This is a genomic window from Salipiger abyssi (genome assembly GCF_001975705.1).
Lineage (GTDB): Bacteria > Pseudomonadota > Alphaproteobacteria > Rhodobacterales > Rhodobacteraceae > Salipiger > Salipiger abyssi.
The window spans coordinates 1150776-1172280 of the sequence record NZ_CP015093.1 but is presented as its reverse complement, the minus strand read 5'-3'; the positions used below and the strand labels follow the sequence as shown (position 1 = coordinate 1172280).

Below are 21505 nucleotides of genomic sequence, written 5' to 3'. Positions count from 1 at the left end.
GGGCTCAACCGCGCTCGCGAATAGTCACGGGCTCCGGATCGCGCTAAACCATGAGGAGAGTTTGCAAGGGATCTCCATGGCGTCTGCTCGAACCATTCTGCTCGGCACCTGTCTGAGCCTCGGCCTCACCGCCGGCTGCGGCCCCGCGCCCTCGCCCGAGAATATCGGCCAGATCCGCGCGGGCGGTGGCTATCAGGCGCAGTATCGCGACCCGGTGACTTCCACCCAATCCGAGCCGCTGCTGCTCTCGGAGCGGATGAATGCCGAGAAATGCCGCCCGTGGGACCGCGCCGGCGGCAAGGGTGGCGGGCTTGTCGCCACGGCGCTGCGCGGCGAGCGGCTCTCGCGCAACGATCTGGTGGATATCCGCGTCAGCGACGACGAGACCTTCAACGGCGATTACGTCGTGTCGCGTGATGGCAGCCTCAAGCTGCCCTTCCTGCCGCCGATCCCCGCGCAGGGGCAGCGCCCCGAGGATGTCGAGGCCGCGCTGGCCCGGCTGCTGGTGAGCGAGGGGTTCTATGACGAGGCGCCGCGCATTTCCGTGCGGCTGGCGGATTTCGCCAGCATCAGTGTTGCCGTCTCCGGCGCGGTGTTCGAGCCGCATGCGGTCGAGATCGGCAACAGAGGCGCCGACGACCGCGACACGCTGCGCCAGAATGCGCTCGGCGCCTCCACCGAGGCGCGCAACCTCTCGGCGGCGCTGCGCTCGGTCGGCGGCGTGCGGCCCGATGCGGATCTCTCGGCGGTCGAACTGCGGCGCGGCGGTAAAAGCTATCATCTCGACATGCGCGGCGTGTTCGAGGGGCAGCACGCGGTCGATGTGATGCTGCTCACCGGCGACGAGATCACCGTGCCCTCGCGCCAGTGCTTTCAGGACGATCTCATGCGCCCCGGCCCGGTGAGCCCGCCGGGCGTGTCGCTGTTCCTCTCCAACCTGACACAACCCGCCACCGGCAACGCCCCCTCGGCCATCGGGCGCGAGGTGCGCGAGGTGCCCTATGGCACGCGATTCATGCAGGCGGTGATCGACACCAATTGTGTGGGCGGCACGCGGGCGACCAGCGCGCACCGCTCGGCGATCCTGTTCACGCGCAACCCGATGACCGGCGTTTCGACGGTGATCGAGCGCAATATCGAGGACATGCTGCGCCGCGCCGACCGCGACGATTACGACCCTTACCTGCTGCCCGGCGATTCCATCGCCTGCTATGACAGCAGCGTCACCAACCTGGCCGAAGCCGCCGGTGTGGTGGGGGCGGTGGCCGCCGCGGGGACGGTGCTCGGGCAGTAGTCAGGAAAGCGTCGGCGCGGGCGCGTTTTCCCAGGCGGCGCGGGCCGCCGCGATGGTGGCTCCCAGTTCCGGTGCATTGCGATCCGCCGCCATTTCGACCGCCACCAGCGCCTCGCGCAGCTCCGATTGCCCGAAGGCCGCCGCGCTGCCCGCCACCTGATGCGCCCGATGGGCGATCTCTGCCCGGTCGGCAGGACCGGTGGCGAGCCAGTCGAAGAGCGTGCGGGTTTCGTCCTCGTAGCGGCGGCGCAGCCTGTCCATCGGGCTGATTTCTGGTTCAGGCGGCTGAGGCGCGGGTTCGGGCGCCGGCTTTGCGCTGGAGCAGAAGCGGGCGATGACCTGGAGCAGCCCGTCCTCGGTCAGCGGTTTCGGCAGGAAGCCCGACATGCCGGCCTCGGTAAAGCTGTCTCGCGCTTCGGGCAGCACATTCGCCGAGAGTGCCACGATGGGCACGTCGCGGCTGGCACCGGCACCCGAACGGATGGCGCGGGTGGCGCCGAGCCCGTCGAGCCGGGGCATGCGGATATCCATCAGTATGAGGTCGAACCGGTGCCCGCTCGCGGCGGCCACCGCCTGCTCGCCGTCGCGGGCTTCGGTCACCCGGTGGCCGAGGCCCGTCAGCATCTCGCGCGCCAGCTCCAGATTGATCTCGTTATCCTCGACCAGAAGGATGTCGCGACCGGGCGTTTCAGGCGCGGGTGCGGAGTGTTGCTCCGGCTGTCCGGAACCGTCGGCAAGAACCAGCGGCACGCGCAGCCAGAATACGCTGCCCTCGCCGGGGGTGCTTTCCACCCCGATCTCGCCGCCCATCGCCTCGACAAAGCGCCGCGCGATGCCAAGCCCCAGCCCAGTGCCGGCCTGCCCGGCGAAATTCGCGTCGCCCACCGTCTGGAAATCGTTGAAGACCCGCTCCTGATCCTCTTCGGAAATGCCGATGCCGGAATCGATCACCCGGATCTCCAGCATCTCTCCCGTCGCCTCGGCAGAGCGCTCCGCCTCGATCAGGATACGCCCGTCGCGGGTGAACTTGGTGGCGTTGCCCACGAGGTTGAGCAGCACCTGCCGCAGCCGCGAGGCGTCGATCCGCACCCACTCCGCCGGTTCGCCAACCCAGCCCCAGAGCATCTGGTTGCCATTGGCCTCGGCGGCGCTGGCCTGCGAATCCACGATGTTCTGGAACAGCTCGCCGAGATGCACGACTTCCTCCCGTGCGACGGAGACGCCGGATTCGAATCGCGCCACATCCAGCACGGTATCGACATGGTGCATCAGCACGCCGCCCGAGATCTGCATATTGCGGACATAGCGGCCCTGCGCGGGGGAGAGAGCGGTCTTGTCCAGCAGCGCGAGATTGCCCAGCAGCCCGTTCAGCGGCGTGCGGATCTCGTGGGTCATCATGGCAAGGAACTCGGCCTTGGCCTTTTCCCCGGCCAGCGCCTTGTCACGCGCCTCGACCAGCTCCTTTTCCGAGGCGACGCGGTGCGAGATGTCGCGCAGGAAGGCGACCATTACCTCTTCCTCGCCCGCCTGTGCCTTTTCGATGGCCAGCTCGACCGGGAAGATCTGACCGTTGCGCCGTTTCGATTCGAGGCGGATGCGGCCATGCCCGACAACCCGGTGCTCGCCGGTGTCTCGCATCCGCGCCATGCCCGCCGCATGGGCGGCGCGGTAATCGTCGGGGATGAGAACCTCGGCGATGTTGCGGCCGATCACCTCGTCGCGGCTGTACTGAAAGATCCGCTCGGCAGCGGCGTTGAAATTGAGGATCTTGCCCTGAAGGTCCGACACCACCACCGCATCCAGCGAGGTTTGCAGGATCGTGTTCAGCCGCGCATAGGCATCCGCCAGCTCCTGGCCGCGCCGCTCGGTCTGGTTGCTGACGCGCCGCGTGTGGCTCAGCAGCACGACCAGCGCCAGCACCAGCGCCACGGTGATCAGCGCCAGCCGCAGCATGGTGACCGCCACCGAGCTGCGGCTTTCGTCCGAGCGTTCGGCAAAGAACTGGAGCCCGGTCGTCGCCACCCGCCGCAGCAGCGGGCGGATTTCGTCGGCCTCCGCCGCCAGCGTGCCGAGCCCGGCGCGCAGATCGGCCCTACTGCCGTCGATGAGCGGGATCATCGCGTCGAGCTTTTCGCGGATGACCGAGACCGGATAGCCGAAATTCCCGATGGCGCGCAGATCGGCATAGAGCGAGCCGGTGCCGAGCGTCATCATGCGGCTGTAGAACACGTCGAACTCGACGACGACATGTTCCAGCGCCTGCGGATCGTCGCTCTGCCGCGCGAGGTCGATGGCGTTGTGAAACTCCAGAAACTCCACCTCGGCCTGCGACAGCACCCAGTGCACATTGTCGGAGCTGGCGGAATTGAGAAAGCGCATCTCCTGCACGATCTCGGACACCAGAAAGGTGATCGCGAGCACGCAAAGCAGACCGACCGCAGCCAGCAAGAGCCGGCCGCGGCGCCACAGGGAAGCATCACCTTTTCGACGATTCGAAAAGGCTTCGGTCATTCTTCGATCGTCATCCGGTCGAGTTGCCATATGCTCCGGGAATAGATCACTTCGGTGCGGTAGTCACTCGAAGAGGAGAACGGGTAGATCACCCAGAGCGGGCCCTTGTCGCGCCGCGACATCTGCGCACCGTCCATCTCGTATGCGACGATGGGGCCGGTCTCGGTCGCATCCTCCACGGGGATCGTCACGCCGTAATCGTTGATCGCCATGGCGGTGATCTCGTCGCCCTCGGCGCCGACATGGTCGAGCAGGGTCTTGAGCCGGACGCCGGTGAAGGTGTGGGTGGCGGGCGTCCAGATGGTTTCGGTGACGATCTCGCTCTCGCCCAGGGCGCGCAGCATGTCTAGGTCGAAGGCGGCGGTGCCGTCGCCATTGGTGTTCTCGATCTCGCCGGAGATCGTCAGGATCACCGGCCCGGTGGGCATGGGCAGAGTTTCGGCCCCGGCGGGCAGCGCGAAAAGCGCGGTCGCAAGAGCGGCGGTCGCAAGGCGGGGGAAGAGCATGGGTCGGGCCTCATATTGTGTTAGGGATAAACTGCCACGTTGCGGGGCAAAAAGCAGCCGGACATCAGGATCGGGCACCTATCCGTTGGGATAGGTGCCTGTCCCGTCGCGCTAGTAGGCGCCGCGCCCCGACAGCACCGCCCGCGCGGTCAGCGCCAGCAGCATCAGGTCGAGCAGCACGCTGCGCGAGCGGACATAGGCCACATCCATGTCGACCATCTTGTCGAAGCCGATATCGGCGCGCCCGGAGACCTGCCAGAGCCCGGTGATGCCGGGCCGCGCCTTCAGCCGCTCCAGCGCGGCGGCGGGATAGGCCGCGACCTCGGAGGGCAGCGCCGGGCGCGGGCCGACCAGCGACATGTCGCCCTTGAAGACGTTGAGGATCTGCGGCAGCTCATCCACCGAATAGCGGCGCAGGAACCGGCCCACCCGCGTCACGCGCGGATCGTGGCGCGACTTGAAGCAGATACCCTGCCGGTCGGATTGCGCCCGGATCGCCGCCAGCCGTGCCTCGGCATCGGTATGCATGGTGCGGAACTTGAGGATGGTGAAGGGGCGCCCGTCGCGCCCGACGCGCTGCTGATGGAAGAGCGCGGGGCCCTTGCTTTCCAGCCGGATCAGCGCCGCCACAAGCAGCAGAACCGGTGCCAGGACAACGAGCAGCGTGGCGCTCAGCGCCATGTCGAGCGCGCGTTTCGCCACCGCCTCGCGCCCGGCGACGTGCAGCGCATGGAGCGAGGCGCGGGCGAGGAAGGTGCCGTTGCCGATCAGGTAGCGCTTGGCCAGCCGGCGCGGCTCCTGCATCAGTCGCCAGCCCCACTCCAGCTTTGCCTTGCGCACGGCGACGGGCGCGCGGCGGACATTGCCGGCGAGGAAATCGAAGAGCGCGCCGACGCCCAGCACCAGCCGGGGGCGCAGCTCGGGCAGGTGGCGGTCGATCCACAGCTCCTGCATCGGCACGCCCATGGCGACCAGCAGGATATCGGCGCCGGAGGTGTTGATTCGCGCGATGGCCGCTTCGGGGTCGGCGGCGCCGTCATAGCCGTCGAGCGTGCCGGTGATGCGCAGGCCGGGGATCTTTGCGGCGAGCGTCAGTGCGGCCTTTTCGGCGGTGCCGGGCTGCGCGCCGAAGAGAAAGACCGACAGACCGCGCCGCGCCGCCTCTGTCAGAAGGGCGGGGGTGAAATCGGTGCCGTTGAGATTCTCGGTGAGCCCGCCGCCGGTCATGCGCGCGGCCAGCTCGACCCCGATGCCGTCGGGCAGCACCATATCGGCGCGGGTGAGGGCATCGGCATACTCGCGGTTGCCGGCACGCAGATTGGCGCAATGGGCATTGAGGAAAAACACGCTGCGCGCCGCGCCCGAGAGCAGGGCGTTTACGGTCGCTTCGGTGGTGGCATTGACCACGGGCAGCCCGAGGATCGGGCGTTTCGGCAGATCGGCGGCAAGGGTTGCGTCACGGAAGGCGAGGGTCGGCTGATGTTTCATCGGGGGCTCCAGGGCAGGTGTTGAACTCGCCCTATCCGTGCGCCGCCGCCCCCGATTCCCGCAATTTCGCGCCGGGATGGGCGCGGCACGCATTCGCGACCGCCCGGACGCGGCGGCGCCCCGCGCGCTCCGAAAGCTGCGGTTAACCATGCGGGCGGCGCAGCGCCTATCCGAAGGGATATAGGCCCTAGCCGGGTTCTCGGTTACACTTGGTTAGCAATGCCTTAAAATGGTCAGAGACCGGCGGTAGCCTTGCCGACCAGTTCAAGAAAGGATCGCGCCAGATGAGAGTGCTGATTGCCGACGACCACGACCTGCTGCGGGACACGCTGATCGCGTTTCTGGGCGCCGAGGACGATATCGAGCTGGGCAGCGCGGCAAGCTTTGACGAGGCCTGCGAGCGCATCCGCGAGGACGAGGCGTACAACCTGGTGTTGCTGGATTACAAGATGCCCGGCATGAACGGTCTGGACAGTCTCACCGAGGCGATCGGCATGAAGGGCGGCCAGCGCGTGGCGCTGATCTCAGGCCAGGCCACGCGCGAAGTGGCGGAGCAGGCGCTGAGCCTGGGTGCCGCCGGCTTCATCCCCAAGACCCTGCCGGCGAAATCGCTGGTCAACGCGGTGAAGTTCATGGCCATGGGCGAGCAATACGCTCCCATCGGCTTTATGACCGCTCCGGAAGAGACCAGGACCCACCCCATGGCAGAGCGCCTGACCAAGCGCGAGATGGAGGTGCTGGAGGGGCTCACCGAGGGCAAATCGAACAAGGAGATCGCCCGCGATCTCGATCTCACCGAGCCGACGATCAAGCTGCATATGAAGACGCTCTATCGCAAGCTCGAGGTCAACAACCGCACCCAGGCGGCCATCGTGGCGCGCGACGCGGGGCTGTTCTGAGCGCATACCCAAAAGGATAGGCGGCGGGGTAAACGCCTCCTTTCTCCCCACTGTTGCGCGAGAGCGCGCGACCACAAGGCAGGGTAGTTTCGGCGGCGAAGGAGACCCGCCGATGACCCTGCAAGACACCGCCACCACAGAGCTGCCCGCCGCCAAGGCAACGCCCGGGAAACGCCGCCGCTTTCTGCGGCGTGCGCTGATCGGCGGGTCGGTGACCGACCGCCGCCGCCTGCCGCGCTATGTCTGGATCTGCGCGCTGGGCCTGGCCGGGATCTGGGCGCCGATCACCGGCTATCTCAAGACCGCCGCGCCGGTCTTTGCCAGCCATATGTCGCTGATCCTGCCGGGCTCTGGCTCTGCCTCTTCGGTGAACCTCGCCGAGATCGGGCAGGCGTCGAGCCATGCCAACTCGGCCTTTTCCAGCAATTCCATCAGCCCGACCGAGACCTACAAGCGCTTGCTCGCCGCCGACCGCGTGCTGAAGGATGCGGCGCGGCGTCTGGACATCGACGCCAAGGCCTTCGGCAAGCCGCAGGTCCAGCTCGTGGACCAGACCGCCTTCATGCATGTGAAGATCACCGGGCCCGATCCCGATGCCGCGCAGGCGCGCAACGCCGCGCTGCTCGAAGCATTTTTCGTCGAGATCGACCGGCTGCGCGGCGACGAGCTGGAGAGCCGCCAGACCGGCGGCCTGGATGCGATCCGGGAGTATCGCGACTCGGTCGCCGCGACGCGGAGCGAGATCTCGCGGCTGCGCGACGAGAGCGGGCTGCATTCGGTCGCGCAATACAACCGCCAGCTCGACGAGGCCGACGACCTGCGCGGTCGCATCGACACCGCCGCCGCCGAATACGAGCGCAAGCTCGCCACCGTGCGTGGGCTGGAGGCGCGGCTCGGGACCGATTCCGAGACCGCCGCCCGCATCCTGCGGCTCAATGGCGACACCGCCTATATCGCGCTGATCGAGGCGATGGCGCTGGCCGCCAGCGATCTGGCCGAGGCGCGCGCGAGCTATGGCGCGCGTCACCCGGAGGTGGTCAAGGCGTCCTCTGCCATGGCCTCCGCCCGCGACAAGGCCGAGGCCCGAGCCACGGCGCTGACCGGCCTGTCCGGCGCGCTGGAACGCTCCTCCGACGGGGCCCGCGCGGCGCTGCTGACCGAGCTGGTGCGCCAGGAATCGGAACGTGCGGGGCTTGAGGCCGAACTGGCGGAGCTACGCGCGCTGCTCAGCATTCAGACCGGGCGGCTGGAGCGTCTGGCGCCGCTCGCAGCGCGGCTGGAAGACCTGCAACGGGATTTCAACGTCGCCGAAGCGGTCTTTGCCTCCGCCATCGCGCGGGCGCAGTCGAGCAAGGCCGATATCTACGCCTCCTATCCGCTGGTACAGGTGCTCGAAGACCCGACCCTGCCCGACAGCCCGACCTCTCCGCGCAAGAAGCTCGCCATTGCCGCCGGTGGCGCCGCCAGTTTCCTGCTGTTCTTCGCCCTGTCGCTGGGCTGGATCCGCCGCGCGCTGATCGAGCGTCTGCTCTCCGAGAAAGGGCGTATGGCATGATCGCGCCGCAGAGCCCGGCCGAATCCATGGTCTGGAAGACGATCCTCTGGACCTGGCCCTTCTACGGCATCGGCGCGCTTTACGTGGTCGGGCCGGTGCTGGCCTGGCTGCTGGCGGGGCTGGTGGTGCTGTCGCTCTATCTCGGGCCGGCGATCCGCGACGATCTGCGCGCCACCGGGACGGTGCCGCCGGTGATCTGGGCCTGGATGCTCGGCATGCTGGTCATGCTGGTGGCGCTCTGGGCCGGTCATCTGAACTGGGATCTCGGGCTCAAGCAGACGATCAAATCCTCCATCGGCTGGGCCAAGGGCTGGGCGCTGCTGGCGCTCTTCCCGCTGGCGGGGGCGATCCTGCCGGTGCGGCGAGAGGTGCTGATCCGGGCGCAATGCCGGCTGGGGTTCTGGACCCTCTGCATCGCCCCCGCGCTGCTCATCGCGCCCTATATCGGCCTGCCCGAGCGCATCTGGACCTCGCCGCTCAAGGCGGTGGGCGGGCCGGGGCCGGAATATTTCTCGGTGTATTTCTTCACCTACGATCCCGCCTCCTGGACACCGCGCTGGCAGTTCTATGCGCCCTGGTCGCCCTTTGCGGCACTGCTGGGGGTGACGATGGTGCTGTTCGCGCTGGAGGAGAAGGAAAACCGCTGGCGCGCGGCGGGCATCGCCGCCGGCACGCTGATGATCCTCGCGTCGAAATCGCGGATGGGGCTCGTGGGGCTCGTTGCCTGCACGATCGGGCCGCGGATGATGCCGCTGGTGCTGCGCAGCTGGGCCTGGGCGGTGCTGGCCGGGCTCACCGCCTCGCTGGCGATCACCGGGCCGTGGCTGGCCCGGACCATCGGCGCCGGCATTGACGGCTTCAAATCCGCCCGTGCCGACAGCACCCGCGTGCGCGCCACGCTGCAACGCATCGCCCATGAGCGCTGGCAGGAAGAGGCGGTCTGGTTCGGCCACGGCACCGTGCAACCCGGCCCGCATCTGGTGGAATACATGCCCATCGGCAGCCACCACACCTGGTTCGGCCTGCTCTTCGTCAAGGGGCTGGTGGGGCTGCTGGCCTTTGCCGTGCCGCTGATCTGGCAGATCGGGCTCGCGATGAAGGACGCGGCTCAGAGCGCGCGCGGACGGCTGCCGCTGGGGCTCTGCATGGTGCTGGTGCTGCTGTCCTTCGGCGAGAATATCGAGATCGAGGCCTATCTGCTCTGGCCGGCGCTGATGATGCTCGGCATCCATGCCCGCGAATGCGCGCGCAGTGGTGAGAAACAGCCCCGGACCTCCACCGAATCGGCGAAAATGCCGAGCGCCGGCCCCGCCTGAGGCCCGCGTGCCCCGGATCGGGCAGGGCCGATTGCGTCCCGCTGGGCGTGCGTCGCTTGCGCCATTCCGGGCGATCTTTCCCTTGTTTTCATAGGGCCAACCCTGCGCCCATCGCGCCGTCATGATTGCGAGTTCCGGCCTTTTGCTGCCCTGCGAAACGTGGCGCCACGGCCTTGGCGTACAGGAGGCTTGCTTTTTCTCCGGGCTGGGCGTACCTCCGTCGGTGGGACACCCCTCCCAACGAGGGGCGCTGTCATTTCTGTTTTATCCTTTTGTTTCTGATGGTTAAGGTGGATTTGCTTTCGCTTTGCACCGATTTTGCGCCAAAAAGCACATTGGTGACGCTCGGGTCTTTCATCGCATGAGCGTATGTGCGCAGCACCGTGGTTGCGTCCTTCCAGCCGCCACGCTCGGCAACGGTTTTCACATCGACACCCGCTTGCAGCATCGATGTGGCGAACCCATGCCGGCAGCAATGCGGGGTCAAGCGCTCGATCTCGGCGCGCTTGCACACGTTGTTCCACGGCCCCCGGACGCTGCCCCTTCCGGCATAGCCGAATACCAGCTCATCCGGATTGCGATTGCTGGGAATGTTCGCCAGCGCAGCCACGACCTCGGGAGGCAGATGTGCGACACGCTTCCACGGAGTCGGCTTGAACAGATGCAGCTCCGCCTTGGCCGCGCCCAGATCGACATGGCGCCAGGTCAGGTTGCAGGCCTCGCCGACTCGTGCCGCCGTGCCAAACATGAAGAGGCAGAGCGCTCCCAGATGCGGCAATCCATCCGTCTCGGCCTGTGACGCGAAGGCGCGGACCCATTTCACGGTCGCTGGCGTCTTCACCTCGGGGTTTTCGGCATAGCGTTTCACCGAAATGCGTTGGCACCAGCCGAGCCCCGCCGCATGGTTGATTGCTGCCTGCGTCGGTTTGATAACCTGCCGGTTCCATGTCGGCTCGTTGGCGTGAGGATAGATCCTTTTCGCTGCCTGCCGGATCAGCTCGGGCGTCACGTCTTCCACCAGTGTATCTTTCCAGTGTTCCGCCAGCTTGAGGAGGAACCGCTCGGGCTTGTCCGCATCCAGATAGGCCGTGAATACCTGGGCCATGGTCAACCCCGCCCCGGGTCCATCGAAACGACGTTGCCACGCTTTGGCTTCGGTTTCCGCTTTGATCCGTTCCGCGATTTTTCGGTCAGTCGTTTTTGCAGACTGGTAAAACTTCCTTCCGGCAACGGTCCCTCGGAAATACCAGACGCCGTTTCTCCGGAATAGTTTGAGCGACATTTCATTGCCTCCTTGAGAGCTTCGACGTGCTCAGGGAAGAGCACCACAGTCCGGCCCAGCATGGCAAATGCGCCGATCTCGCGCAGCTTTTCCCGCAGCGTTCTCTCTGACACACCAAAATGCTCCGCAAGTTTTGCGGGGGTGGTGTAGTCGGGGAGAAGCGCGGGGCGGGTGGTCATGTCGTCAGACGGTCCCGTTCAGCCGGACTTTGGCCAGCGATGCGGCGTCTGCCGCCGCCTCGATGACGGCGCCGATCAGCGTGTTGCCGGTCGCGGTGGCCGTGACGTTGGCATTTGCGCTGCTCCAATAGACCTTCTGGCCCTTGGTCAGCGCGCCTGCGGCTTTGGGCAGCTCGAAGACACCGGTCACTGCGGCCTCGAACTCTTCACCCGATGCCGCGTCGGTGGCGGCGACCCCGAAGAGCGCGCCTTGCAGGACGCCCTGCCCGGCGGCGGTGGTCGCGGCAGCGGTGAAGGTGATCACGTTGCCCGCTTGAATATAGTTCTTCATCTCAGAGACCTTTCGACGATGTGAAAGCGATGGTGCGGGGGCGGGCGCTGCCCGCCGCTGCAATGCGCCGGTCGAGGTCTGCGATTGCCGCAGCCATCTCGGCGTCGGTGGCGTATTCGGTGCGGTGGCCTTCGTACATGACCACCCGCAGGCCCTGCGCGCGCGACCTGACCAGCTCGTCGCGCAGGGTTTCCAGCTCTGTTGCGGGGATCGCCATTACGCGCCTGCGTTCATGTACCAGCCGCGGTGGTCGATCCAGCCACAGCCGAAATCCAGGCGGACCTTGATCTGCACCCCGTCCACTTCGAAGCCCTGCCGGGTCTCGATCTGCGGGCCGGGCGCGCCTTCCAGATAGGCGTATTCCAGCCCGTCAATGGTGGCCGGGTTCGCGGCCACATACCACGCTGTGACGTTCGTCAGGCGGGGTTCCACGGCGAGCGTGAGCTTGGCGAACGGGTTCACGTCATCGGTGGTGGTCGCGTTGATTTCGGTCAGAAGCTGCTCCGCCACCGTTTCCAGCTCGGGCGGCACAACCAGAGCGTAGGGTGTCGCGTTGATGAGCTGACCGCCGAGGCCGGTCTGGCGGCGCATGGCGGTGCGGGCGGCGGTGAGCGTCGTCATCGACAGGGCGCCGCCGGATGCGGCCAGATTGCCATGGTCCGCGTGGAAAACGGCGGTGCCGTCGCTCATCGCCGGGTTGTCGATCAGTTTTGCCACCAGTTGCGCCGCTTCGAAGGAACGGGCCGCGTTGCCGAGCTTCGCCGGGATCTGGGTAAAGGCGCCTAGATCGTCGTTGATGAGCGCCTGCCGGGAAATCCCGAAGATGCGCCCGAAGGTCTCGACGCTGTAGGTTTCGGCGGCTTCCTCGATGGTGCCGTGCTGGAATTCCCCGGACTCACGCACCCTTTTCAGCTCGGGGCCGTCGCCGAATTGAAGGGCACGCTTGGCGCGGAAGTCGCGCGCGGTGGTCTGGCGCGCCAGCGCCCGCACGCCGGACGGCGCGGCCTCATAAGCGCGGCGCAACTCGCGGCCCGCGGTGTCGCCGAGGATCAGCGGGAAGTCCGAGGTCGTGTTAAGGGCGCGGGTGATGATCGTCGCGGCCGACAGGCCGGTGATGCCGATGCCGGAACGGTGCAGGCAGTCGCGGGCGAGGTCCACCGTGGTCATTGCCTGATAGGGCCGCGCCTGCGCACTCAGCTCATGGTCGGGGTGCGAACGGGCATACAGCGCCTCGCCGGCACGGGTCGCGATAACCGCCGGGTCGGTGTGATCCGTCCCGATGGTGGCGCCGGTGCTGCGGGTGGCCGTCTGTGCGCTGCGGGTCTGCATCGCCTCGAAGGCGGCGCGGCGGGCGGTATCGGGCGTTGCCTCGGCGTCAATCTGTTCGTCCGCCCAGGCGCGGGTGAGGCCCGCCGTTTCGGCAATGGTGCGGATCTCCGCGTTGTGCTGCGCCCGGGTGGTGGTCGCGGTCGTGGTGGTCGTTTCAACCGTCTGCTCTTCGGGGTCCATGACTCTCTCTCCATTTCGGAAATGTGCGCCCGGATCAGCCGGGACGGGGACAACGGACGCCTCAATGGGCGTCCATTCTTTGGGGGTGCGGACGCGGATATTGCCTTCCCGCGTCTCTTCCCACTCGGCCACCTGATAGCCGATGGACAGGCCGCGCAGGGTGCCGTCCTCGAGGTCGGACAGAACCGATACGGCGGCGGCATTGCTGCGGAACTTCATGCGGACCCAGATGCCCTCGGGGCGCAGCTCCGCCGCCTCGATCACCCCGAGCTGGTCGCGGGTCGAGGCCGCGCGGTGGGCATCCAGAACCGGCGCGCCGGGCAGGCGGGACAGATTGGCGCGGCCGAGCGGCAGACGCTCGACAAAACCCGCGCGAGGCGTATCCGCGCCGGTGGAGACAATGGCCTCCACCGTGCGCGCCTCGGTGTTCACCGTGGTCGGGCTGGGGGTCAGGTTGCGGATATGGATCGTCATGCGGCGGCACTCCCTGCGCCGCGCACCGTGTCGCGGGCAATCTCGTCGTTCAGGTCGTCAATGTCGCGGCCACGGCCCGCGACAACCTCTTCGCGGCTTTTCAAACCGGCCTCGATCGCGCGCGCATCGGCTTCGACTTCATTCTTCGGATCGACCCATTGCCAGCCGGGCGGGACGAAGCGGACAGCGAGGAAATCGGCCAGAGCCGCGCCGCTCGCGTCGATCTCGCCCGCCAGTGCGCGCAGCTCGATCCAGCGGCGCCAGAGCGGGCGCAGGAACTGGCCCTCGATGAGCTGGCGTTGCAGCATCTCGGCGCGGCGGCGGAAATCCAGCAGCCCGACGCGGGCCGAGCTGTAGTTGGTCTGTGTCAGATCGCCGGTCAGCGCCTCGAAGGTCAGCCCGACCCCGGCGGCAATCTCGCGGTCCTGCGCGCGCAGGAAATCCGCCGCCTTGTCGATGCCCGCACCAGGGTTGGAAAAGGTCACGTCCGCGCCTTGCGGCAGGATGCGCATGGCGCCGGGCTCCAGAGCCACGTTCAGCGCATTGCCCTCGGTCGTGCCATCGAAGCCCGCAAGGCTGCCGTCCAGATCGCGTACAAAGCCGGTGATCAGGCTCGCGGTCTTCATCTGCATCAGCAGGGCGTCCGACGCGTCGTCGCGGTCGCGCATTTTCAGCAGCACCGGCGTCAGCCACGACAGCCCGCGCACCTGACCGGGAAAGAGCGGATCGAAGATGTGCAGCACGTCGCGGGCCGGGACGCGCACCGCGTCTTTGTAGGTCACAAACGGCGCGCCGGGGGCTTCCGGCAGGATGTGATAGGCGGTCACCTCGTCCTCGGCGTCGAATTCGATGCCCGCCACGATCCGCGCCCCGTTGCCCAGATCGCGCGACAGCGAGGGGTCCACCTGCTCGGCAGGGATCGGCCTCAGCCGGATGTCGCCGCCGGCGGTGATCTGGATCCGCAGAAAGCCCTCACCATCGCGCACCAGCGCCCGCACCAGCAGCGGCAGGAGCGGGGTCACCAGCGCCTCGAAGGCCTCATTGAGCCCCCGCGCGGTGGCCGTGTCGGGATGCTGCGACCGGACCTGCCAGCCCTTGCCCGCCAGCGCCGAGACCCATGCTTCCACGATCTTCTGCCCGAAGGGTGTGTTGAGATATTGCCCCGCCGCCCGGATCTGCGCCGGGCCGCGCGCGGCGAGCGTCGCGGTCTGGGGAGAGGTCAGGACGGACGCACCGTCCCACCGCCGCCCACCGCCTGCGGCCTCGATGCCGGAGCGCCGGAAGAGCTTGGCGAGGCCGCGTTGCGCGGCGCGGAAGACTTGGCGGGAGGGCTTGGTCATGCGAGCGCCGGGAACTTCTCGACCAGCTCATCTTCGAGCTGGTCGAGGTTGATGAGCAGCAGGAAGTCAAGCTTGTGATCCATGATGAAAGCAGCCACTTCGCTCGGGCGCATCGTGCCTTTGCGGATCGGTCCACCAGCGAACTCCGAGTACAAAGCCAAGATGGCGGCATCGTTCTTGAAGCCTTTCAGATGGGCCAGCTTCGACGCCAGAAGCTTTTCATCAGATGAGTTGCCCCAAGCAGTCAGCTTAATGCCGTGACTGAAGAGCCGGTGGGTGATCGCTGCGCGCATGGCGTCGGGCAAGTCCCAAGTGCGACCAACACCGGGCGCCGGAGTATGCATCGGCTTGAGAAAGCCGCGCGAAACCCATTGGTCGAGGCGGGTGCGACTGATGCCCAGTCCCTTGCACAATTCAGCGGTGGTAATCATTGGAACGTTCCTTGCTGGCTTCTGACAAATTGACAGTGCCAGATAACACAACCGCTGTCAATCCGTCAGCGGTTAGGTCTCGGGATACCCCTCGCGTCCGGTGCAGGCGTCACCGTAATCGTCTATGGGTATCGCGCGCAGCGCGTCGAGCAAGCGTTGGACCTTTGCGTCCTTGACCACGACATACTCGTGGTAACCCAAGTGAGGGGTTAAGGAATTGCACAGGTCATTTGCGCTGCTCATGATCTCTTCCAGCATGTTTTCGTTCCACGGTTGGTCCGAAACGACGGCTTGCGGCAGCATCATCGCCACTCCAGCGGCAGGAAGCCCTTTCAGGAGGGTGCGGCGGGGCAAAAGGTTGCCGGTCCCGCAGGCGGGGTCTTTGTGGGTCATTTTTTGGTCCTTCCTTGGTGGGGTGGGTCAGCGCGTGCCGAGCAGGCGCTGGGTGTGGCGCAGGGCTGTGCGCAGGTAGCTGCGGGCCTCGCGTTCGGACTGGCTGTAACCCGAGGCGCGTTCGGTCGCGTCGAGGGCCAGCGCCAGACAGTCGTGGATTTCGTTCAGACGGGCAGAGGGCAAGCCGGGGGCGGCTGCCGGAACAGGGTTCGGCATGACGGTGGTCCGTTGCGTGCAAAATGGTTTATGTGATACAAATTGGATAACATCGCCCAATAAGTCAAGCAAAATGTATAAGGTCGATCAAAATGCCGCTTACACCTGCACAATGTCGCGCGGCCCGTGGCCTTGTGAACTGGTCGCAAACCCGTCTAGCAGAAGAAGCGGGTGTCTCACGCGCCACGGTTACGAGTTTTGAAGCGGAGAAACGCACGCCGATTGGAAACAATATTGAGGCTATTCAGGTATCGCTTGAAGCAGCAGGTGTTGAGTTCATACCCGAGAACGGTAGTGGCGCTGGTGTGAGGCTAAGAAAATGAGCAAGCCTGATCTGAAAAAAATGATCAGAGACTATAACGAGAAAATTCATGCTCTAGAAGAAAGCTGGTTGGCAGACAGCACTCTAGCCGAACGAGCTGCTGAGAAGCGCGGACCGTTCGAAAAGCCAGATACTTCAGCTATGGATTTACACTACAATGACGAAATTGTCGCTTTAAAGGATCACAGAGACTATCTGGTGACGCAGCAGCTAGCCCTAGATTTCGAAGAGTTCGAGCGCAGCTTGCCAGATCGGGAAGCATATCCGAGCAAGTGGGATGCGTACGAAGACGGCTTCTGCAAGCTGACACCCTTAGCTATCGAGGAGGCACGAGAGGTGCTCAAATCTGAGCGCCGTCAGAAGAAAGCGGACTCTACTACTCGCTTGGCACTTTGGGCAGCTATAATATCTGCAGCAGTGGCGCTTTTTGATACCGCAGCCCCCTATTTGGCAGAATTTCTAGAGATATTGCTGAGCCATATCAGTTAAAAGCGCGCCACGCCTTCACCCCGAAGGCCGCGCGCTGTCGCGGTTTGCCCACTCACGACTTACGGGGATGCTTTGCGACCGAAAACGCGGGCGCATCCTGCCCTATATCAACGCCTCATCCATGACGATTGCAGCACAGGGGCCTTTGATGTCGTCGCGGGACTGCGTAGCGCCAGTGCGGCGCGCCGGGCCTCCCAATCCGGGTTGACGATCTGCCGCGCAGCAAAGGCGTAGACGGTGCAATCCAGCGCCTCGGCGCGACGCCCCGGTATCCGCTCGAAGCTGCGCACCGGCTGGCCCCGCTGATAGCGGGTTACCGCCCGTTCGCTGGCAAGCTGTTCGAACCAGACGCGCGGCAGATCGGCCGAGAGACGCACCGAGGCGCCGCGCCCGAGCCGCCCGAAGATCATGGTCTTCAGCGTGTCCACGCCCACGATCCAGAGCCGCGCGCCGGTCTTGGTCTTCGATCCAGCGCGCTCGATCATCGGGCGGTTGCCCGGCGCGCCCTTGATTGCCAGCACCTTGCGGCGGGTGCGCGGCTGACAGAAGGCGGTGACCGTGTGCATGGTGGTGCCGTCGCCGGCGTCGATTGCCGCCGCGTCGATGCCGAGGCGCCCGCCCAGAGCGTGCGGGAAGCTCTGTTTCAGCAGCGTGTCCAGCTCTGCCCAGGTCTCGGGCTCGTCCCATTGGCCCCAGATGACACGGTGCCCCAGCACCAGCGCGGCGCCGTCTTCGGTCCAGCCGACAAAGGTCAGCTCCAGCCGGTCGTGTTGCACATCGCAGCCCACGGTCAGCGCCAGCACCTCGGCGGGCACGGCAGAGAGGCCGAACGCCTCGCCTCGCGCGGCCAGCGCTTCGTCGTCCAGCTCCTCACCATCGGCGCGCCAGCCTTGGCCGAGGATCGTGTTGACGAAGGTTTGCAGGGTCGAGGGGTCATCCTTTGCCCCGACAAATTCGGTGGCGAGCCGCGCCCATGAGGCGTTGGCGTGCAGCGACACCAGCGCGTTGAGGCGAAAGCCCGCGTGCCCCTGCACCTCGGGCCGGGTGGCCCGCCATTGCCCGGCGGCGACCATGGCGGGCTTGTGCCGTTCCGCGATCTCGGCGCGGCAATGTGGGCATTTCCAGCGGGCCGTGTCGGGCAGGCCTTCGTCCCAGACGATGTGTTGCCAGAGGATTTCCGCGAAGGCGCCGCAGCTCGGGCACGGCACTTCGAAAATCCGTGCGTCGGATTGCGCGAAGGCGCGCAGGACGTGGCTTGTCTCTTCGTGAACCGGGGTCGAGCCCAGGACAATCTTGCGATCCGGGAAAGACAGGGTGCGGCGCTCGGCCAACAGGATCGGCGAGCCTTCGGCGGTTGCGGCCATGCCGTCCGCCTCGTCAATGAAGAGGATGCGAACATTGTGGCGCCGCAGGTTGCGCGGGGCCTTGGCCGCAACCACTTTGAGCGACCCACCGGGGAAGCGGCGCGACAGGAGGGTGTTGCGCTCGCCTTCGTCGCGGTCGTCTCCCAGAGCGTCGGCCACGGCACGGGAGGCGGCAAAGATCGGCTCCACGTCGCTCACCATGTAGTCGCGGCAATCCGATTCTGCCGGGAGAAGGCAGAGGATCGGCGCCGGTTCGTTGGCGACGAAGGACGCGAGCGCCGAGGTCAGCAGGGTTGTGAAGCCCACGCGCACCGGCTTGACCAGCGTCACACGCTCAATGAGCGGATCTCCGATGGCGTCGGAAATCTCGCGCTGGAATGGCCAGAGCTGCACCGGGCCGGGCTGGGCGCTGACGCCTTCGGGGAGGGAGACATTGGCCTCGATCCAATCGGACAGGCGAATGCGAGGCGGCGGGATCAGGGCGCGCAGGGCGTTGGCGGCTACGTCTTCAATCGTCGGCATTGCCCAGCTCCGAAAGTGCGTCGCGCAGACCCCGGTCGAGCGCGGCGACGGTGGCCGTGTCGAGCTGGGGAAGTTCCGAGCGCAAACGTGAGGGCACGGCGAGGATGCGAGCGCGCACCTGGCGCAGCACGTCCGACCATGTGCGTTCAACTTCTGCGGCTTCGACCAGCTCGCCCCGCGCCCTGGCGTTTTTCAATGCCTGAGCATCGGCCTGTTCTTTCGCGAGACGGGCGCGTTCGGTGCTGAGCTGTGCTGTCAGGTCTTCCCCGCCGCGCCCGCTGGCAATGCCGCGCAGGTGCAGGATGTAGGCGTTGACAGTCTGCACCAGATCATAACTGTTGTGCCCGCGATGACAGGCGATGCCGCGTTTCTTCAAATCCGAGAGGGCAGCCGGCGACAGCGCCAGAAGCTCGCACAGGTCGGCGCCGCTGATGCGGTGGATCGTTTCGCCGCCCAATTGCAGGTCATCAAGGATGCGCACCATCTTTCACCCCCTAACTATTTGTTTTCATAGGCTGAAGTGTTGGGCTGAGCCGACCCGTATACGTTTCGGCCGGGAAGGACCCGCTGAAGGCGGCGCAGCTCGTGCGCGATCTCGCTCTTCTCTTCGTGGAAGTGCTCGGGCCTGCGATGATCGGGGCCGAGGCGGCGCACGCGATACGCCAGATCCCCGAGGGCCTGTGAAACGTGCTGCCAGTCTGTTGTCTTCATCGTCCTGCCTCTCTCTACGTTCGAACGTTGCTCTGTTCCCACCTGCTCAATGGTGAGGGTCTGAGCGGAAGGCATAGGACGACTGCCCACAGCGCGAGGCCGTGGCAGTCCCTATGCCCTCCGCGTGAAGTCCTGCTCAACGGAGCCGGGCCATCGCTTCAGGCTCGTCCGGTCATGCGCTCCTGCCGGACGATTGGTTGCTACTTGCGACACCTGAGCGCGGTGCCGGGGATCGGGCTTCAACCTTTCGGACTGCCCTGGGCGATGTGATCCCTGCCCGTGTTCACCCTTGCTCCTGCTGGCGCACCGTCGTTTCCCCGTAACACCAGCAGGCCCCGCGAGAGCGCGCGGGGGCGCTGCTCCTCAGTCCTCGATGGGGTTGAAAGACGTTTCCGGCGCGGTGCCGAGTTCGGACACCAGCCGCCGCATGATCTGCGCTTGCTTCAGAGAGGGCCGCCAAGAGGCGCGTTTGCCGTGTCTGGCGATGGACCGGACAAAGCCCTTGACCCAATCGTCCGAGCTGTCAGCCATCACGCGGCGCACCACAATCGGCCAGCGGTAGGTCAGGATTTCGTCAAGCTCACGATCCGTCATGCCTGCGCCTCCCCGTTGACCACTTCGAAGAGTGCCGCAGAGGCCGTGAGGTAAGCGGTGTGATCGTCCAGACTGCGCAGGGCGGCAAAGGCCAGCGCGGCGCGTTCCTCGGTCGTGAGGCGCGTCCGCAGCACGGTGGAAAAACCATGCCAACCCGATTCTCTGGCGAGTGTCAGCGCGAAGCCTAGTGCTTTTGCCACCCGCTTGTGCGCGAGCTTGGCGAACTTCGACATTGCGTTTCGCGGTTTGTGCGAGGTATTATCTTGCTGAAGCAGAGATACGTCACGAATGCTTTTGACCCCGGTCGCGCCCGCCAGCGCGCCGGGGTTTTCCTTTGCCTGGGGGCGGGACGTAAGGGGAACAAACTGCACCGATTTTGCACGTGCAGTCGGTGTGTGTTCTTGTATCGTTCTGCGGCGCGCCGTAGGAATCTGCTCGGCAGCCTCTTTTGATACTTGCTGTTTTTCCTGGGGAAGCGTATGCCCGGCGGCGGGACACCCCTCCCCAACGAGGGGCATCTATCTGGAAGGTTAGGTACATCATGGCTACCAAGCACCCGGCTACGCGGCCGGCCAATCCGCGTTTTTCTTCTGGCCCCTGTGCCAAGATCCCCCATTTTTCCGTGGACATGCTCGCCGATGCGGCGCTCGGTCGGTCGCACCGCGCCAAGATCGGCAAGGAAAAGCTCGCCGCCGCCATTGAGGGCACGCGCGAGATCCTGGGCATTCCCGCCGACTACAAGATCGGCATCGTTCCCGCCTCCGATACCGGCGCCGTCGAGATGGCGCTCTGGTCTCTGCTCGGCGCCCGCAAGGCCGAGATGCTGGCCTGGGAAAGCTTCGGTGCCGGCTGGGTGACCGATGTGGTCAAGCAGCTCAAGATCGATGCCGAGGTGAAGACCGCCGAGTATGGCGAGATCGTCGATTTCGCCACGGTCGATTTCAACAATGATGTCGTGTTCACCTGGAACGGCACCACCTCCGGCGTGCGCGTGCCCAATGGCGACGCGATCCCCGCCGACCGCGAGGGCCTGACCATCTGCGACGCGACCAGCGCCGCCTTTGCGCAGGATCTGCCCTGGGACAAGCTCGATGTGACCACCTTCTCCTGGCAGAAGGTCATGGGCGGTGAAGCGGCCCACGGCATGCTGATCCTGAGCCCGCGCGCCGTCGAGCGCCTGGAAAGCTACACCCCGGCCTGGCCGCTGCCGAAGATCTTCCGCCTGACCAAGGGCGGCAAGCTGATCGAAGGCGTGTTCCGGGGCGAGACGATCAACACGCCCTCCATGCTGGCGGTCGAGGATTACCTCGTGGCGCTGGACTGGGCGCGCAAGATCGGCGGCCTGCCCGCGCTGATGAAGCGCGCGGATACCAACGCCAAGGTGCTGTGGGATTTCTGCGATCGCAACGACTGGCTGGCCAACCTCGCCGAGGATCCGGCGACGCGCTCGAACACCTCCGTCTGCCTGAAGTTCACCGACGAGCGGATCAAGGATGGTGCGGCCTTCGCCAAGGCGGTGGCCAAGAAGCTCGACGATTACAACGCCGCCTATGACATCGGCGCCTATCGCGATGCCCCGGCGGGTCTGCGCGTCTGGTGCGGTGCCACCATCGAGGCCGCGGATGTCGAGAAGCTGACGCTCTGGATCAAATGGGCCTTCGAGGAAGTGCTCGAAGAGCAGACCGCGACCGCGTGAGCCAGAGGTGGGCAGATTGCCCACCCTACTCTTCCCTTCGAATGACAGCGTAGGGTGGGCAATTTTTGCCCACCGCTCCCTCC

General features: G+C 65.9%; 23 protein-coding genes and 1 pseudogene. 7 read left to right on the top strand and 17 right to left on the bottom strand.

Annotation, left to right across the window (positions count from 1 at the left end; genetic code table 11):
• Window positions 1-76 precede the first annotated feature (76 nt).
• Entirely contained in the window at window positions 77-1294 is a 1218-nt protein-coding gene (locus Ga0080574_RS09325; RefSeq protein ID WP_076697721.1) for a polysaccharide biosynthesis/export family protein, read from the top strand.
• Here the strand turns inward: Ga0080574_RS09325 and Ga0080574_RS09320 are convergent, their stop codons facing one another.
• From Ga0080574_RS09320 to Ga0080574_RS09310, 3 genes are all read right to left on the bottom strand, one after another.
• Window positions 1295-3742, bottom strand: a complete 2448-nt coding sequence (locus Ga0080574_RS09320) for a PAS domain-containing hybrid sensor histidine kinase/response regulator (RefSeq protein WP_237219345.1) — start codon at window positions 3740-3742, stop codon at window positions 1295-1297.
• Window positions 3743-3801: 59 nt separating this feature from the next.
• On the bottom strand, window positions 3802-4311 hold the full coding sequence (locus tag Ga0080574_RS09315; RefSeq protein ID WP_076697720.1) for a putative pterin-binding protein: 510 nt from the start codon (window positions 4309-4311) through the stop codon (window positions 3802-3804).
• A 111-nt stretch (window positions 4312-4422) separates the two neighbouring features.
• On the bottom strand, window positions 4423-5799 hold the full coding sequence (locus Ga0080574_RS09310; RefSeq protein WP_076697719.1) for a WecB/TagA/CpsF family glycosyltransferase: 1377 nt from the start codon (window positions 5797-5799) through the stop codon (window positions 4423-4425).
• A 284-nt stretch (window positions 5800-6083) separates the two neighbouring features.
• On the opposite strand from Ga0080574_RS09310, the gene Ga0080574_RS09305 reads away from it, so the two are divergent.
• From Ga0080574_RS09305 to Ga0080574_RS09295, 3 genes are all read left to right on the top strand, one after another.
• A complete protein-coding gene (locus Ga0080574_RS09305; protein ID WP_076697718.1) occupies window positions 6084-6698 on the top strand; it encodes a response regulator transcription factor in 615 nt (204 codons plus the stop codon).
• 112 nt (window positions 6699-6810) lie between these two features.
• A complete protein-coding gene (locus tag Ga0080574_RS09300; RefSeq protein WP_076697717.1) occupies window positions 6811-8253 on the top strand; it encodes a GumC family protein in 1443 nt (480 codons plus the stop codon).
• Window positions 8250-9569: an O-antigen ligase family protein gene (locus Ga0080574_RS09295; protein ID WP_076697716.1), complete on the top strand. Its 1320-nt coding sequence runs from the start codon at window positions 8250-8252 to the stop codon at window positions 9567-9569. Before Ga0080574_RS09300 ends, Ga0080574_RS09295 begins: the two co-directional genes overlap by 4 nt.
• A 253-nt stretch (window positions 9570-9822) precedes the next feature.
• Here Ga0080574_RS09295 and Ga0080574_RS09290 read toward each other — a convergent pair whose 3' ends face one another.
• The 9 genes and pseudogenes from Ga0080574_RS09290 to Ga0080574_RS09255 form a co-directional block, all read right to left on the bottom strand.
• Complete coding sequence (locus Ga0080574_RS09290) at window positions 9823-10674, bottom strand: tyrosine-type recombinase/integrase (protein ID WP_198039790.1); 852 nt, start codon at window positions 10672-10674, stop codon at window positions 9823-9825.
• Window positions 10675-10764: 90 nt separating this feature from the next.
• Window positions 10765-10851 (bottom strand): annotated as a pseudogene (locus tag Ga0080574_RS27010) (hypothetical protein); the annotation flags it as partial.
• A gap of 183 nt (window positions 10852-11034) precedes the next feature.
• Window positions 11035-11361, bottom strand: coding sequence for a DUF2190 family protein (locus Ga0080574_RS09285; protein WP_076697702.1), 327 nt, complete (start codon window positions 11359-11361; stop codon window positions 11035-11037).
• 1 nt (window position 11362) lies between these two features.
• The gene (locus tag Ga0080574_RS09280) at window positions 11363-11578 is read right to left on the bottom strand and encodes a phage head-tail joining protein (RefSeq protein WP_076697689.1); all 216 of its coding nucleotides are present in this window, start codon (window positions 11576-11578) and stop codon (window positions 11363-11365) included.
• Window positions 11578-13344, bottom strand: coding sequence for a prohead protease/major capsid protein fusion protein (locus Ga0080574_RS09275; RefSeq protein WP_076697681.1), 1767 nt, complete (start codon window positions 13342-13344; stop codon window positions 11578-11580). The genes Ga0080574_RS09280 and Ga0080574_RS09275 overlap by 1 nt, the downstream gene beginning before the upstream one ends.
• Window positions 13341-14684 (bottom strand): phage portal protein, encoded by a 1344-nt coding sequence (locus Ga0080574_RS09270; RefSeq protein ID WP_076697673.1) that lies wholly within the window; start codon window positions 14682-14684, stop codon window positions 13341-13343. The genes Ga0080574_RS09275 and Ga0080574_RS09270 overlap by 4 nt, the downstream gene beginning before the upstream one ends.
• Window positions 14681-15115, bottom strand: a complete 435-nt coding sequence (locus tag Ga0080574_RS09265; RefSeq protein WP_076697660.1) for a helix-turn-helix domain-containing protein — start codon at window positions 15113-15115, stop codon at window positions 14681-14683. The genes Ga0080574_RS09270 and Ga0080574_RS09265 overlap by 4 nt, the downstream gene beginning before the upstream one ends.
• 72 nt (window positions 15116-15187) lie before the next feature.
• Window positions 15188-15508, bottom strand: coding sequence for a hypothetical protein (locus tag Ga0080574_RS09260; RefSeq protein ID WP_076697651.1), 321 nt, complete (start codon window positions 15506-15508; stop codon window positions 15188-15190).
• A gap of 27 nt (window positions 15509-15535) precedes the next feature.
• Window positions 15536-15724, bottom strand: a complete 189-nt coding sequence (locus Ga0080574_RS09255; RefSeq protein WP_076697644.1) for a hypothetical protein — start codon at window positions 15722-15724, stop codon at window positions 15536-15538.
• Window positions 15725-15816: 92 nt separating this feature from the next.
• On the opposite strand from Ga0080574_RS09255, the gene Ga0080574_RS26915 reads away from it, so the two are divergent.
• Window positions 15817-16047, top strand: coding sequence for a helix-turn-helix transcriptional regulator (locus Ga0080574_RS26915; RefSeq protein WP_076697641.1), 231 nt, complete (start codon window positions 15817-15819; stop codon window positions 16045-16047).
• Window positions 16044-16535, top strand: coding sequence for a hypothetical protein (locus Ga0080574_RS09245; protein WP_156876333.1), 492 nt, complete (start codon window positions 16044-16046; stop codon window positions 16533-16535). Before Ga0080574_RS26915 ends, Ga0080574_RS09245 begins: the two co-directional genes overlap by 4 nt.
• A gap of 107 nt (window positions 16536-16642) precedes the next feature.
• Here Ga0080574_RS09245 and Ga0080574_RS09240 read toward each other — a convergent pair whose 3' ends face one another.
• From Ga0080574_RS09240 to Ga0080574_RS09225, 5 genes are all read right to left on the bottom strand, one after another.
• Window positions 16643-18421, bottom strand: a complete 1779-nt coding sequence (locus Ga0080574_RS09240) for a phage terminase large subunit family protein (protein WP_076697637.1) — start codon at window positions 18419-18421, stop codon at window positions 16643-16645.
• Complete coding sequence (locus tag Ga0080574_RS09235; RefSeq protein ID WP_237219344.1) at window positions 18408-18905, bottom strand: terminase small subunit; 498 nt, start codon at window positions 18903-18905, stop codon at window positions 18408-18410. The genes Ga0080574_RS09240 and Ga0080574_RS09235 overlap by 14 nt, the downstream gene beginning before the upstream one ends.
• Window positions 18906-18919: 14 nt before the next feature.
• Window positions 18920-19132, bottom strand: coding sequence for a hypothetical protein (locus Ga0080574_RS25855; RefSeq protein WP_156876331.1), 213 nt, complete (start codon window positions 19130-19132; stop codon window positions 18920-18922).
• A 363-nt stretch (window positions 19133-19495) separates the two neighbouring features.
• Entirely contained in the window at window positions 19496-19726 is a 231-nt protein-coding gene (locus tag Ga0080574_RS09230) for a hypothetical protein (RefSeq protein WP_076697635.1), read from the bottom strand.
• Window positions 19723-19959 (bottom strand): hypothetical protein, encoded by a 237-nt coding sequence (locus tag Ga0080574_RS09225; protein WP_076697633.1) that lies wholly within the window; start codon window positions 19957-19959, stop codon window positions 19723-19725. The genes Ga0080574_RS09230 and Ga0080574_RS09225 overlap by 4 nt, the downstream gene beginning before the upstream one ends.
• Window positions 19960-20267: 308 nt before the next feature.
• On the opposite strand from Ga0080574_RS09225, the gene Ga0080574_RS09220 reads away from it, so the two are divergent.
• On the top strand, window positions 20268-21422 hold the full coding sequence (locus Ga0080574_RS09220) for a phosphoserine transaminase (RefSeq protein WP_076697631.1): 1155 nt from the start codon (window positions 20268-20270) through the stop codon (window positions 21420-21422).
• Window positions 21423-21505 lie beyond the last annotated feature (83 nt).